Below are 12,962 nucleotides of genomic sequence, written 5' to 3'. Positions count from 1 at the left end.
GCCGATAAGATCGAGATCTGTTGCGGCTGAATGGCTTTCGGGCACAGGGAGGAGGCAATTCCGCCGACCTCAACTCATGCTGGCAGCCCAGGCAAGCTCGCCTGTGCCAGACTTTGAATCAGCCCTGGGCTATCTAGGCTCGGTCTTCCAGTGATCCGCAGCCGCATATCCGCCCAAATGCCGTAGGCAAGGTTTGTCAAGGGGCGGAGCAGGGGCCACTGGGTTGGGGCATAGAGCCAGCCCATGCCGATTAGCTCGTATGCCCGTCTAAACACCTCAACGTCACGCAGCACTGCACCACTGGCATCAATGGCGTGGATGCGCCCCATAGCTTCCCTATAGCTGATGCCGGCGTAGCTATCTGGGTTGTATTCGGGCTGATCGATGTCTACGAAAGCGAGTTTTAGACACTCACCATGGCGCTGCCTGTCTTTGCGGCCAAGTAGCTCCACCTCCCGCAGGCACAGGGGGCAACCCCCGTCATAGAGAAGGGTAAGAGCCGGGCACTCGGCTGCGTTGAAGTGTTTGTGGCTAGAAGAATTCACTTTTTGCGGCAGTAGCCTCCGCCTACGTTCATCCACCCTTCAGCGCAGGCCTTGCCATTGGTGGGTTGCACCGTGTATGTCATCAGTCCCAGGGTGCTGCACTTGCCGTTCAGCATGTCTACGTATCCCATTGGGCAGATGTCGCCTATTTTCGAGACCTGGCGCTGGGCTTGGGCGGCTGGGGCGGTAGCTGCCAGGCCAGGTAAAACGATCAACAAGAAAAGTAATATGCGCATGGCAGCCTCTCGGTGCACTGGATAGGTTTCAACCTATCTTAGGCAGAATGCTAGGGATGATCTGATACATATTCATCTGCATGCTTCGCCAAAGCCTCGAGACCCTGCGGGTGGTGACCCCAGGCGAGGGCTTTACCGACCTCACTGGCCGACTTAACGCCGCCTTGGCCTCCAGTGGCATGGAGCAAGGGCTGCTCAACTTGGTGTGTCTGCACACCTCATGCAGCCTCACTATCAACGAAAACGCCGACCCGCGCGTACTGCGCGACCTTTCCAGCTACCTGCGAGCCCTCGTGCCCGAGGAGGGCATCCGTCCGGTCAGCGGCCGTGGGGAAATGCGCCCCTACGTACACGCTGATGAAGGCTCCGACGACATGCCGGCCCACATTCGTACGGCTCTCACCACCAGTCAGCTCAGCCTTTCTTTTGAGGCTGGCCGTCTGTTACTTGGCACCTGGCAGGCTGTTTATCTGTGGGAGCACCGCAGGAGGGGCAGCGAGCGGTTGCTGACACTGCACCTATTGGGTTCTTAGGGCTCCATTCGTTTGATTAGATCCATGAGCAGCACCCCCTGTCCTGTCTGCAGAATTCATGACGACCCCGCAGCGCGAGGAGTTTATGAAATCGGTCGCGGTTCCCATTGGCTGTTGCGCCACCATCCTGACCCCGCCCCCCTGGTTGGTTGGCTGCTCCTAGATAGTCTCCGCCATGTAGCGGGCCCGGCTGATTTCAACGACCAGGAGGCAGCCTCCTGGGGGCTGGCCGTGCGCTACACCAGTGCTCTGCTCAAGGAGCAAACCGGCTGCGACAGGGTTTATGCGATTGCTTTTGGCGAGGGTGCGCCCCATTTGCACCTCCACCTAATTCCCCGCTTTGCTGGCGATCCCCGCACTAGCGCCTGGTTGGTGGCAGATCACTATCGAGCTGTAGCAGCTGGAGAGCTGCAGCCCGCAGCGCCTGAGCATGTGGCGGACCTGGTGATCCGGGCCCGCAGCAGCTTTTCGGACCAGCTTTTGCAGTGAGCTACACCAGCACCGGTAGCTTGGCTGGCTCGCTTTGCTGGAAGCGCAGCTGGCGTGCCTCGCCTTCGGTTGCAACATCCACCGTGATGGTGTGGCCGCTGGTGAACGTCCCGGCCAGGATTCCCTTGGCTAAAGGGGTTTCCAGCTCCCTTTGGATAGCCCGCTTGAGCGGCCGGGCTCCATACACCGGGTCGTAGCCCACACCGGCAAGCCAGTCGAGGGCATCGGCATTGAGCTGCAGCCCCAGTTTTTTGTCGTCTAGGCGCCTGGCCAGCCGCTGCACTTGCAGCTCCACGATCTCGCGCAGCTCCTCCTGCTTGAGGCTGTGGAAGATGATCGATTCATCCAGCCGATTGAGGAATTCAGGCCGGAAGTGACCTCTGAGGGCCTCATTCACCCGGGCCTCCATTTCGCCGTGGCGGGCTGGATCGCCTGCCAGATCCAGAATTGAGGCGCTGCCGATGTTGCTGGTGAGGATTAGCACCGTGTTGGTGAAGTCCACCGTGCGGCCCTGGCCATCGGTGACGCGGCCGTCATCGAGGATCTGCAGCATCACGTTGAACACATCCGGGTGGGCCTTCTCCACCTCGTCGAACAGGATCACGGCGTAGGGTCGGCGCCGCACAGCTTCGGTGAGTTGGCCGCCCTCTTCGTAGCCCACGTAGCCCGGGGGAGCACCGATTAACCGGCTCACGGCGTGCTTCTCCATGTATTCGCTCATGTCGATGCGCACCATCGACTCCTCGGAATCGAACAGCTGGGCTGCCAGGGCCTTGGAGAGTTCCGTTTTTCCCACACCCGTGGGGCCAAGGAACAGGAAGCTGGCGATTGGCCGGTTGGGATCGCTGAGTCCCGCCCTTGATCGCTGAATTGCATCGGCTACCGCTGTGACCGCCTGGGCCTGACCAATCACCCGGGTGTGCAGCTCCTCCTCTAGGTGCAGCAGCTTCGCCATCTCGCTTTGGACCAACTTGGCCACGGGGATGCCGGTCCATTTGGCGATCACCTCGGCGATGTCGTCTTCGGTGACCTCTTCACGCAGCATGGTTTTATCGCTGCCGCTGGCATTAAGCGCCTCTTCTTTGGCGGCCAGCTTCTTGTGCAGCTCGGCCAGGGTGCCGTATTCGAGCTCGGCGGCCTTGTTGAGGTCGTAGTTGCGCTTGGCCTGCTCTACCTGCAGCTGCACCTGCTCGATCTCCTCCTTGATCGCGCCAAGCTCATCAATCGAGCTCTTTTCTGCCTGCCATTGGGCATTGAGTGTGCTCTGCTGTTCGCTGAGATCGGCCAGCTCCTTCTCCAGTCGCTCGAGCCGATCCTTGCTGGCGGGGTCGGATTCGCGCCCCAGAGACAGTTTTTCCATCTCTAGCTGCAGGATGCGGCGATCGAGCTCGTCGATCTGCTCCGGCTTGGAGGTGATCTCCATCTTTAGGCGGGCGGCCGATTCATCCATCAGATCGATGGCCTTGTCTGGCAGGAAGCGATCGGCGATGTAGCGGCTGGAGAGCACGGCCGCTGCTACCAGGGCGTTATCGGCGATGCGCACGCCGTGGTGCACCTCGTAGCGCTCTTTCAGGCCCCGCAGAATCGAGATGGTGTCCTCCACCGTTGGTTGATCCACGAACACCTGCTGGAAGCGGCGCTCCAGGGCCGGATCCTTCTCGATGTGCTGGCGGTGCTCATCGAGGGTGGTGGCGCCAATGCAGCGCAGTTCGCCCCGGGCCAGCATCGGCTTGAGCAGGTTGCTGGCATCCATGGCACCGCCGCTGGCGCCGGCCCCCACCACCGTGTGGATCTCGTCGATGAACAGCACGATCTGGCCTTCGGAGGCGGTGACCTCCTTGAGCACGGCCTTGAGCCGCTCCTCAAATTCACCGCGGTACTTGGCACCGGCGATCAGGGCGCCCATATCCAGGGACACGAGCTGGCGGTTCTGCAGGGCTTGGGGCACATCGCCATTGACGATGCGCTGGGCCAGCCCCTCCACAATCGCCGTTTTGCCCACACCGGGCTCTCCTATCAGCACCGGGTTGTTCTTGGTGCGGCGGCTGAGGATCTGGATCGTGCGGCGAATCTCTTCATCACGGCCAATCACCGGATCGAGCTTGCCCTCGCGGGCAGCGGCCGTGAGATCCCTGCCGTATTTCTCCAGAGATTCGTAGGTGCCTTCGGGGTTCTGATCGGTCACGTTTTGGGATCCGCGGATGGCCTGTACGGCTTCTTTGAGTTTGTTGGTGTTTGTGCCCGCTTGAGATAGCAATTGCTTACCGCAGCGGTCGTCGATCGCTAGCGCCAGAAGTAGGTGCTCAATGGCGATGTAGCTGTCGCCGTAGGACTGTTTGAGCTCCTCAGCCTGGTCAAGAACGGTATTGAGCCCCTTGCCGAGATAGACGTTGTCGGGGGGCGCACTAAGGCTGGCTTGGCCGGCGATCCAGGCGTCAACCTTCTGGCTGAGGCTGCCCACATCCACGCTCGCCTTTTCCAGAATGCGGCCTGCCAATCCCTGCTGGCTTAGTAGGGCGGCGAGCAGGTGCTCGCTTTCCATCTGCTGCTGACGCCGCTGCTGCGCCAATTGCTGGGCGGCCACCACGGAGGCCCAGGCTTTTTCGGTGAAAAGTTCGGCGGTGGGATGCATGGCCACTTGCCTCGATTGAGCTGCTGGATTAACCGTATGTCCGTTGTGACAATTCAGCAGCGAGGAGAACCGACCGGATTGATTCGGTCCTCCCCCGAGCTGGTGGGCCTAGTTCTTCGGCAGCTGAATCACACCAGCATCGGCGCCGCACATGCGCAGCGGACAGCCATCCGCTCCATACATCGCGTCGGCGGGGGATAGGCAGCCCATCGCGTTCTTTGCCTGCACTTGATTGGCTTGGATCCGCCTGGGCTGGAGCAGTTTCTGGCTGGCGGGCACCACCAGTGGACAGGGAGGCTTAGGCAAGGCCTGAGCCTGGGCCTGGCCGTGGAAGCTTCCCAGCAGCCCAGCCCCGGCGATGGCGAGTCCCAGCACCACGGGATCCATGCTCATCAGCAGTCGGGCCTGGGGCGAGGGGGTACGGGCTGCCATGCCGATGCTTAGTTCAGACTGAACCCACTCTGGCCCCCCGCATGGGGGATCGCTGCCGTGAACGACACCTGGAATGACCCGTTGATTGAGCAGCTGGCGTCCGAGTCCCGGGAGTTTGATGGCACGGGTCGGGATCCGGAGCGCAACTGCTGGCTGGCCGTGCATCGGTATGTGCACGGTGTGCTGCCCAGCGAATACGACATCCGCGAGGTGCCGGAGGAGCTTTATCTGGCCGTGCTGGCTGCCCGCCGAGGCCAGAACTGAGATCCGGGCAGAATTTTCCCGGATGTTCGCTCGGCTTCGGTGGCCAACAAAAAACCCCGACCTTGGCCGGGGTTTGCTGAAGGACTAATTGGATAATTGAGTCAGGAAGACCAGCCCAGGAAGACCGGCCCCGGAAGACCAGCCCTTAGATCAGGCCCAGCCCTTAGAAGACATGTCTTCGACGTAGGCAGCGACATCGGCGATGTCACCTTCGCTGAGCTTGCCACCGAAGGCAGGCATGGCGTTCTTGCCGTTGGTTACCTGGTAAGCAATGGCAGCTTCGTGGCCTTCGCTGTAGTTGGCCAGGTAAGCGGTTAGGGCATCCTGCTTAAGGGTGCGCTCGGCGTTAACAACGTTGCCACCACCCATGTGGCAAGCGGCGCAGTTGGCGGAAAAGATCTGGCCGCCATGGGCCACATCGGCAGCGAAGCTAGGAGCAGCACCCAGCACGAGCGCCAGGCAGAGAGCGATCAGAGAGAAGAGACGGCGCATGGGGGGCGCTTAAAAGCATGGGCAACTAGACAAAATTAAGGCGTGAACCGGGCTGATGTGACCCCTGGCAACCAGGTTCGAAACAATTGCCACAAAGTTGGCTGTGCGGTGGGATCAGCCAGGTGCCAAGACGTTGATTTCAGCGGTCATCCCTGCTGCCCGATGGGGCTCACACCAGATCGCGTAGCGGCCGGGCGTATCAAATTTTTGCTCCCAGCTTTCGCCCAAAGCGAAGCTGAGCGGTTCATGGCTCCATTCGGGATGGCCTGCAACGATCAAGTTGTGGGGGCCGAGCCCCCGCACTTCAAAGCTCACTGTGTCTCCGGCGTTGATCGTCAGCTGCTCGGGTTGGAACACCAGAAAGCCTTCGTCGTTACCCAGCAGCATCGTGAACACGAGGCAGCCCAGCAGCAGCCTCCCGATCAGCCAACCATGCCTGTGCTTACTCATCTGTGCGGCAGGCCAGCGGTTTCGAACACCGCTTGGAGCGTTGGTGCGTAGCTCACCAGGCCGAAGCGTTCTGGTGGGCTCACCGGCTTGTGCACGAAGTGGCGCTGGCGAATTGAGAAGCGATCCCAGGCATTGACTTCAATGCGTAACAGTTTGATCAGGGCTTCGATCAGCCAGCCCTGCAGGTCGATCCCAAAGGGTGGCTGCCAGCTGCGGCGCCAACGGCAGAGCTGGGTCACGGTGTTATTGACGCTGATCGGCGCCTGGCCGAGCACCAGGCGCCGCAGAGCTCCCTGGTTTGGTTCCGGATTGGGCTGATGGGGCTGGGTGGCCAGATGGGCGCACACCAGGGCTATGTCGGCGGCGTGGATGAAGTGGAAGCTGGCCTCGGCGCGTAGCCACTTAGCAAGCCACAACCAGCGGGTTGCCTCCCTCAGCCCGGCGGTGAGATAGCTGGTGGGATGGCGGTCGCCCGGACCCAGCTGACCCCCAAATACCAGGGTGGGAAATACGGCCACAATTTTGGCGGCCAGGGGGTGGTCCTCCAGTTGCTGCAGGCAGAGGGCCTTGGTTTGGATGTATTCGGTGCCAAATTCCGCTGCCTCGGGCAGCAGCTGCAACTGGCGATCCAGAATTGAGGCAGTGGAGAAGTAGATCACCTGCTCTAGCCATACAGGGCTGGTGAAAGCCAGCAGCTGCTTGACCGCGTCCACGTTTACCTGCTGGGCTCTTAGGGGATCGCCCCAGGCGGTGGCCGTGTGGATGATGCGAGTGGCGGTGGCGATTGCACCGGCATGGGGCGTTAGCTCCCGCAGGTCACCGACCAGCAGGGTGACCCGAGGATCATCTGCAGAAACAACCGTGAGCTTGGCTGGATCACGGAGCAGGAGCAGCAACTCCGCATCGCTGTGGCGATAAAGCTGCTCGGTGATGTACTGGCCAACGCAGCCACTAGCCCCTGTGATCAGGATCCGCTGGGGCCGGGATCCTGCCGCGGGGCTGCTCAAGCCGCCGCTCCGATGCGCTCCATCACACTCTTGCCGGCTTCAAAGAAGGCGCGGCCGTTTTCTTCTGGAGTGCCCGGCAGGATGCCGTGGCCCAGGTTGAGAATGTGCTTGCGGCCGCGGGCTTTGCGCACGGTGTCGTCGATCCGGGCCTGGATGGCCGCTGGGGTGCCGAATAGCAATCCGGGATCCACGTTGCCCTGCACGCCAATGTGCTCGGGTAGGCGGGCCAGGCCCTCGGCCATGTCCACGGTCCAGTCGAGCGAAATGATGTCTACCCCTGTGCCTGCCATGCGCTCGAGCACGCCGGCGCTGCCGGAGATGTAGAGGATGAAGGGGGTATCGGGGTGGGTTTGCTTAACCAGATCCACCACCTTCTTCTGGTAAGGCGCCGCGAAGCTGTCGTAATCCATGGGGCTGAGCTGGCCGGCCCAGGAATCGAACATCTGCACCACCTGGGCGCCGGAATCGATTTGAAAGCGCAGGTAGGTGGCAATTGACTCGGCGAAGTGGTCTAGGAGCTTGTGCAGCAGCTCCGGCTCTTTGAAAGCCATCGCCTTGATCACGGCGTAGTTCTTGCTGCTTTTGCCCTCCACCACATAGGCGGCCAGGGTCCAGGGGGCACCCACAAAGCCGAGTACAGCAGCTTCATTGCCAACAGATTGACGTAGACGGGTGAGCACCTCACCCACAAACGGCATGCTCTCGGCCGGCTCCAAGGCCCGCAGTGCCTCTACTTGGGCAAGGTTGCGGATTGGGTCCTGGATCAGGGGCCCCTGGCTCTCAATGATGTCGAAGTTGATCCCCATGCCCGGTAGGGGCGTGAGGATGTCTGAGAAGAGGATCACGCCGTCGGGCTTGAAGGCCTGGAAGGGCTGCATGGAGATCTCGTAGGAGAGATCTGGGTTTTCCGAGCGCTCGCGGAAACCGGGATGGCGGTCGCGCAGGTCGCGATACACCTTCATGTAGCGCCCGGCCTGGCGCATCATCCAAACCGGGGGCCGCTCCACCTGCTCACCTCGGGCGGCGCGCAGCAGCAGGGGGGCGGCTTCGGTCATGATTGCAAGCAGAGCGAAGCGAGAACTTACCCGAGCAGGGCCCCGGAACCGGTGGCTTCGTTACAGGTGTCTTCATCCAACTGCTGGCTGCGGATTTCGTCCCGACGGAAGACGAGCACTGCAAGGGGTGGTAGGCAGAGATCCAGGGATTGGTCATAACCATGGATGCCCCACTGGTCGGTGAATTTGCCGCCCAGGTTGCCCAGGTTGCTGCCGCCATAGCGCTCAGCATCGGTGTTGAAAGCTTCCTCATAGAAGCCCTCCAGCGGCACGCCCACTCGGTAGTGGGAATGGCTCTGGGGAGTGAAGTTGGCCACCACAACAAGCCACTTGCCCGTTGCACTTTCACGCCGCATGAAGCTGATGATCGAGTGGCGATTGTCGTTGCAATCGATCCACTGGAAGCCGAATTCACTGAAATCGTCGCCCCAGAGAGCCCGCTCCGATTTGTAGAAGACGTTGAGATCGTCGACGAGACGCTGGAGCCCCTGGTGAGAGTCGTGCTGCAGCAGCTCCCACTGCAGATCGCCCCATACGTTCCACTCAGCCCTCTGGCCAAATTCCATCCCCATGAAGATGGTTTTCTTGCCGGGATGGGTCCACATATATGCCAGCAGTGCCCGCACGTTGGCAAATTTTTGCCAGTCGTCACCAGGCATTTTGTGCAAGAGGTTGCTCTTGCCATGCACAACTTCGTCGTGGCTTAAGGCCAGCATGAAGTTCTCTGTGAAGGCGTACCAGATTGAGAAGGTGACGTTGTTCTGATGGAACTGGCGGAACCAGGGATCTAGCTCGAAGTAATCGAGCATGTCGTGCATCCAGCCCATGTTCCATTTGAGGTTGAAACCGAGGCCGCCAATATTGGTGGGCTGGGTAACCATGGGCCAGGTGGTGGATTCCTCGGCGATCGAGAGTGCTCCAGGGAAGTGCTCGAACAGCACGTGGTTGGCCTGTTGCAGGAAAGTGACGGCCTCGGTGTTTTCACGGCCGCCATGGTCATTCGGCAACCATTCACCATCTGGGCGCAGGTAGTCGCGATAAAGCATGGAGGCCACCGCATCTACGCGGATGCCGTCGATGTGGAACTCCTCAAACCAATAAACCAGGTTTGCCACAAGGAAGTTGCGCACTTCGTTGCGGCTGTAGTTGAAGATGAGGGTGCCCCACTCCTTGTGCTCGCCGATGCGCGGATCGGCATGCTCATAAAGATGGGCGCCATCAAAGAAGGCCAGGCCGTGGGCATCTTTGGGGAAGTGGCCTGGCACCCAGTCGAGAATCACGCCAATGCCTTCGGCGTGGCAGCGATCCACGAAGGCGCGGAATTCATCCGGTGTGCCAAAGCGGCTGGTGGGGGCGTACCAGCCCGTGACTTGGTAGCCCCAGGAACCATCGAAAGGATGCTCCGAGATGGGCATCAGCTCGATGTGGGTAAAGCCGCGGGCTTTCACATAGGGGATGACCCGATCAGCTAGCTCCGGATAGGTGAGCAGGCGAGCGCCTGGTTTGAGATCGGCTGCAGGCACCGGCGGGCGCGGTGTGCCGTCAGCTTCGATGTAGGGCTGGTCGGCAGCGCCGTGCATCCAGCTGCCCAGATGCATTTCATAAACAGACACCGGCTGGTCGAGGGGGTTGCGGCTATCCCGCTCCTGCATCCAGCCCGAGTCTTGCCATTGGTGCCCCGCAAGCGACTCAACGATCGAGCCATTGTTGGGACGAATCTCATGGCGGAAGCCATAGGGGTCTGCTTTTTGATAGCAGTGACCGTTTTGAGCTCTTACCTCGTATTTGTAAATCTCACCTGGCTTAAGCCCGGGAATGAATAGCTCCCAGGATCCACCCACCCTTGCCTGCATCGGATGGTGGCGGCCATCCCAGCCGTTGAAATTGCCCAGCACCGCCACGCTGCGGGCATTGGGGGCCCAGAGGCAGAACTGAACGCCCTTGACGCCGTTGTGCTCCACCACGTGGGCACCCATGCGGCGCCAAATGTGGTGGTGGTTGCCCTCTGCAAACAACAGGCGATCCAATTCGCCCATCCATTCATGGCGAAACGACCAGGGATCGGGCTGCACGTGTTCGATGCCGCCGCGGTTTACCCGCACCTGGTAAGCGGTACCGGGATCACTGCCCCAAGCTGCTTCGAAAATCCAAGGGTGATTCGGAGTGGCCATCGGCAGCGATTGGCCATCGATCAGCAGCTCAACACGCTCTGCCTCAGGCATCCAGACGCGCAGCACCCAACCGCCCGATTCGAGGGGCTGGGGACCCAGCACCGCAAACGGGTGGTCGTGCCGGCACTCAGCCAGCCGCTGGCAATCCTCCGCCATCCAGTTAAGGGTGAGCAAGGACATGTACCAGCAGCGATCGGAAGGCGAGCTTAGGCGGCTTAGGGCTCAGCGCACCGGCTTGGGGGTGATTGGATCACTGGGAAAGTCGATGCCGATTATTTCGTTGTTGGCATTAAGGATCACAAAGAGGGAATCGCTAAGTCGATTGAAATCGCTACTTACCAGTACAAGGCGCTGGTCGCCGCCGCCCTCGGCCACCACAACCTTGCGGATCCGTACAAATTCGCCGGTTTGACGTTGCAGCTGCTGCCAGCGCAGCTGCAGGGTGCTCGCGGAGATTTCCTTCTGCAGTGACAGGCTCAAAAAGCTGCGCGCTGAGATGAACTGGCCACTGCTTAGGGCGGTGACAAATCTCTTGGCAACCGCGCCGGGCGCCTCATCGGTTACATCCAGGTGGTAACCAGCGAGTTTGCCCTCGGGGTTGAGCACGATGAACAGCTCTCGCTTGCCCATGCTTGTGGTGATGCTGGCCTCAACAGTGGTGTTGCGCAAACCTCCTTGCACGCTGAGCAGGGTCCAGCTCAACAGTTTCGGCTGGGTGCGCATTGTCTCCGCCACCATCGAAGGGCTGCTAACCGCCTTGAGTTCCTCTGAGAATTGGCTGTAGCGCAGGTTGGCATCGCGGCTTTTTACTGCTGCCAAGATCCGATCAGCCGCGGCTCGGGCTGCTTCGACGCTGAGGGCTGGGCGATCCACACCACCGCTCTGACTCTGGGCCAAAGCCGCACTGCCTGATGTTCCTGGCAGTGCCGCCATGGTGATGCCCAGGCCGGTGGCCAGCGCAAGCATGCCGAGAGCCATGCGGCTGAGGGCCTGGGGCTGTTGAACAGGGCGCAGGTGGCGCAGCGACATCGCAAAAACAAACATTTGGCTCAGTGTGCCCCAAATTTGCCGCCCAAGAGTGGCAGCAGCTGCAATTGGGAACCAGCCAGTTCAAGCTCCAGCGTGATCACTCGATGGTGCGGGCCGGTAGGCCCGAAGGTCTCGAGGCCGTCGCCGGGGTTTACGGCAATCTGCGGCCAGGCCGCTCCCGCTAGGGAGAGTCGCAACCGTTCCCCGGGGCAGAGCTCAACTAGCAGGGGCTGCAATTGAACTTGCTGCAACGATTTTTCGCCTGCTAGCTGCTGGGTCCTGGCCACGCCCGTGCTCAGTTGGAGCACCCTTCCCTCGGGATCAACCACCGAGAGAGCTGCACAAAGGTCAAAGCTGGGTTGGTCGGCCCGCACAGAAATGGTCAATAGGGGCCGACCTTCCAGCTCCAGGGGCGTGCTGAGTGGTGAACTGCTGAAGCAGATCACATCACTACGGCGGTCCAGGTCGCCGCGTTCACACGGGCCTGGATCGAGGCCAAGGTGGCCGCCCCGGCCTGGAACTGGTCGCCAGGGATCGTGCACCAGGGCGACCTCGCCGCTGCCAAATCGATCGAGCAGCAATTCGCCCTCCTCCGCGTCGATTGTGGCCAGGCCACAACTGCGTAGCCCCCAGCTCAGGGGGCTGCTGTCTGAATTGGGGGCCTGCCAACGGCGGCTTGAGTTTTTGCCGCTTGTAAGGGGGTCTTTCTCTACAAGAACTGCAGCGCTGAGTTCTTCTGTAGCGGCTTGATCCTGAAGATGGTGCTGAAAGAAGGCCAGTTGCAACCGATCAAGGCCGCCGTTCCAGTCGAGGTGGGTGTAGGCGCCAATGCGCAGCAGCGGCGAGCCACCTGCGGCGCGAGCTTGTTCGAAGAGGTTCAAGATGCCGCGCAGATGGGGGTCATACCAGCCACCGATCAGCAGCATCGGGCGCTGCCATAGAGCTGCGACTGGTTGGTGGCAAACCCACCTGGGGGCCTCGCTTGCCGGCAGCTGCAGCCAGCGGCAGGCCATGCCTTGGGGGTCATGGCGCTTGAGCAGGTCCAAGCCTTCAGCCAGAAAGTTGCCCGAGCCGAGGCTGCGGCGAATCGCTTGCCAGCCGGCATCGTCCCCAAGTTTTTTGCAGCGCAGGGCTGCCAATTGCAGTCCCCAGGCGAGGCCTAGGGCCCACCAGTGGGCTCCTCCCTCGCAAGCCCAGTCGCCGCGCTCGTCCAAACCAGCCATGGCCGGTGCCAGGCAGTCGGGCAGGGCCGCCGGATCGTCGCTTAGCAGTTGGGTCAGGCCTTGGTATGAAAATCCATAGCAACCGACTCTTCCGTTACTGCCATCAAGTTTGCGAACCCAGCGGATGGTGTCTGCCCCATCGGATAACTCCTGCTCGAAACCTTGGAACGTCCCCTGGGAAGCACCTTGACCGCGCACATCTTGAACAACTACCAGAAAGCCATGGGCTGCGTACCAGCTGGGATGGGCGTAGGTAATAGTTGAGGCAATCGCTCGGCCGTAGGGCTGGCGCATCAGCAGCACCGGCCATGGTCCCTGGTCTGCTGGTTGCCAGACTCGGCTGATCAGCTGGGTGCCATCCCGGCAGTCCATGGCCTCGTCTCGCCATTGAACCTGCAAAAGGT

General features: G+C 61.0%; 14 protein-coding genes. 3 read left to right on the top strand and 11 right to left on the bottom strand.

Annotated features, from left to right (window positions below; all coding sequences use genetic code 11):
* Nucleotides 1–74 precede the first annotated feature (74 nt).
* Nucleotides 75–545, bottom strand: coding sequence for a thiol-disulfide oxidoreductase DCC family protein (locus tag KBY83_RS01185; protein ID WP_255017890.1), 471 nt, complete (start codon nt 543–545; stop codon nt 75–77).
* Complete coding sequence (locus tag KBY83_RS01180; protein ID WP_106501935.1) at nt 542–781, bottom strand: hypothetical protein; 240 nt, start codon at nt 779–781, stop codon at nt 542–544. Before KBY83_RS01180 ends, KBY83_RS01185 begins: the two co-directional genes overlap by 4 nt.
* A gap of 80 nt (nt 782–861) precedes the next feature.
* On the opposite strand from KBY83_RS01180, the gene KBY83_RS01175 reads away from it, so the two are divergent.
* The gene (locus tag KBY83_RS01175; RefSeq protein ID WP_255017889.1) at nt 862–1,314 is read left to right on the top strand and encodes a secondary thiamine-phosphate synthase enzyme YjbQ; all 453 of its coding nucleotides are present in this window, start codon (nt 862–864) and stop codon (nt 1,312–1,314) included.
* Nucleotides 1,315–1,428: 114 nt separating this feature from the next.
* Nucleotides 1,429–1,803, top strand: coding sequence for a diadenosine tetraphosphate hydrolase (locus KBY83_RS01170; protein WP_315858911.1), 375 nt, complete (start codon nt 1,429–1,431; stop codon nt 1,801–1,803).
* Between the two features lies 1 nt (nt 1,804).
* Here KBY83_RS01170 and clpB read toward each other — a convergent pair whose 3' ends face one another.
* Both clpB and KBY83_RS01160 read right to left on the bottom strand, forming a co-directional pair.
* A complete protein-coding gene (gene clpB, locus KBY83_RS01165; RefSeq protein WP_255017887.1) occupies nt 1,805–4,435 on the bottom strand; it encodes an ATP-dependent chaperone ClpB in 2,631 nt (876 codons plus the stop codon).
* 108 nt (nt 4,436–4,543) lie between these two features.
* Nucleotides 4,544–4,867 (bottom strand): hypothetical protein, encoded by a 324-nt coding sequence (locus tag KBY83_RS01160; protein ID WP_106501931.1) that lies wholly within the window; start codon nt 4,865–4,867, stop codon nt 4,544–4,546.
* 57 nt (nt 4,868–4,924) lie between these two features.
* Here KBY83_RS01160 and KBY83_RS01155 point away from each other — a divergent pair, with 57 nt between their 5' ends.
* Nucleotides 4,925–5,131: a hypothetical protein gene (locus KBY83_RS01155; RefSeq protein ID WP_255017886.1), complete on the top strand. Its 207-nt coding sequence runs from the start codon at nt 4,925–4,927 to the stop codon at nt 5,129–5,131.
* A gap of 150 nt (nt 5,132–5,281) precedes the next feature.
* Here KBY83_RS01155 and KBY83_RS01150 read toward each other — a convergent pair whose 3' ends face one another.
* From KBY83_RS01150 to KBY83_RS01120, 7 genes are all read right to left on the bottom strand, one after another.
* Complete coding sequence (locus KBY83_RS01150) at nt 5,282–5,623, bottom strand: c-type cytochrome (RefSeq protein WP_106501929.1); 342 nt, start codon at nt 5,621–5,623, stop codon at nt 5,282–5,284.
* Between the two features lie 114 nt (nt 5,624–5,737).
* Entirely contained in the window at nt 5,738–6,073 is a 336-nt protein-coding gene (locus tag KBY83_RS01145; protein ID WP_255017885.1) for a plastocyanin/azurin family copper-binding protein, read from the bottom strand.
* Nucleotides 6,070–7,080 carry an NAD(P)-dependent oxidoreductase gene (locus KBY83_RS01140; RefSeq protein ID WP_255017884.1) on the bottom strand — a complete coding sequence of 337 codons (1,011 nt, stop codon included), beginning with the start codon at nt 7,078–7,080 and terminating at the stop codon, nt 6,070–6,072. The genes KBY83_RS01145 and KBY83_RS01140 overlap by 4 nt, the downstream gene beginning before the upstream one ends.
* On the bottom strand, nt 7,077–8,135 hold the full coding sequence (gene hemE / locus KBY83_RS01135; RefSeq protein WP_255017883.1) for a uroporphyrinogen decarboxylase: 1,059 nt from the start codon (nt 8,133–8,135) through the stop codon (nt 7,077–7,079). Before hemE ends, KBY83_RS01140 begins: the two co-directional genes overlap by 4 nt.
* 26 nt (nt 8,136–8,161) lie before the next feature.
* Complete coding sequence (gene glgB / locus KBY83_RS01130) at nt 8,162–10,486, bottom strand: 1,4-alpha-glucan branching protein GlgB (RefSeq protein WP_255017882.1); 2,325 nt, start codon at nt 10,484–10,486, stop codon at nt 8,162–8,164.
* Between the two features lie 42 nt (nt 10,487–10,528).
* Nucleotides 10,529–11,350, bottom strand: a complete 822-nt coding sequence (locus KBY83_RS01125) for a DUF3887 domain-containing protein (protein WP_255017881.1) — start codon at nt 11,348–11,350, stop codon at nt 10,529–10,531.
* Between the two features lie 5 nt (nt 11,351–11,355).
* Nucleotides 11,356–12,930, bottom strand: coding sequence for a CocE/NonD family hydrolase (locus KBY83_RS01120; protein ID WP_255017880.1), 1,575 nt, complete (start codon nt 12,928–12,930; stop codon nt 11,356–11,358).
* Between the last annotated feature and the right edge of the window lie 32 nt (nt 12,931–12,962).

It is taken from the genome of Cyanobium sp. WKJ7-Wakatipu (assembly GCF_024345355.1).
GTDB lineage: Bacteria > Cyanobacteriota > Cyanobacteriia > PCC-6307 > Cyanobiaceae > Cyanobium_A > Cyanobium_A usitatum.
This window is presented reverse-complemented; position numbering and strand designations above follow the sequence as displayed.

Excerpts from the sequence above, each read along its gene's own strand:
- KBY83_RS01180 (WP_106501935.1), bottom strand. The coding sequence starts at position 781 with ATGCGCATATTACTTTTCTTGTTGATCGTTTTACCTGGCCTGGCAGCT.
- KBY83_RS01175 (WP_255017889.1), top strand. The coding sequence starts at position 862 with ATGCTTCGCCAAAGCCTCGAGACCCTGCGGGTGGTGACCCCAGGCGAG.
- clpB (WP_255017887.1), bottom strand. The coding sequence starts at position 4,435 with ATGCATCCCACCGCCGAACTTTTCACCGAAAAAGCCTGGGCCTCCGTG.
- KBY83_RS01160 (WP_106501931.1), bottom strand. The coding sequence starts at position 4,867 with ATGGCAGCCCGTACCCCCTCGCCCCAGGCCCGACTGCTGATGAGCATG.
- KBY83_RS01150 (WP_106501929.1), bottom strand. The coding sequence starts at position 5,623 with ATGCGCCGTCTCTTCTCTCTGATCGCTCTCTGCCTGGCGCTCGTGCTG.
- KBY83_RS01145 (WP_255017885.1), bottom strand. The coding sequence starts at position 6,073 with ATGAGTAAGCACAGGCATGGTTGGCTGATCGGGAGGCTGCTGCTGGGC.
- hemE (WP_255017883.1), bottom strand. The coding sequence starts at position 8,135 with ATGACCGAAGCCGCCCCCCTGCTGCTGCGCGCCGCCCGAGGTGAGCAG.
- glgB (WP_255017882.1), bottom strand. The coding sequence starts at position 10,486 with ATGTCCTTGCTCACCCTTAACTGGATGGCGGAGGATTGCCAGCGGCTG.
- KBY83_RS01125 (WP_255017881.1), bottom strand. The coding sequence starts at position 11,350 with ATGTTTGTTTTTGCGATGTCGCTGCGCCACCTGCGCCCTGTTCAACAG.
- KBY83_RS01120 (WP_255017880.1), bottom strand. The coding sequence starts at position 12,930 with ATGGACTGCCGGGATGGCACCCAGCTGATCAGCCGAGTCTGGCAACCA.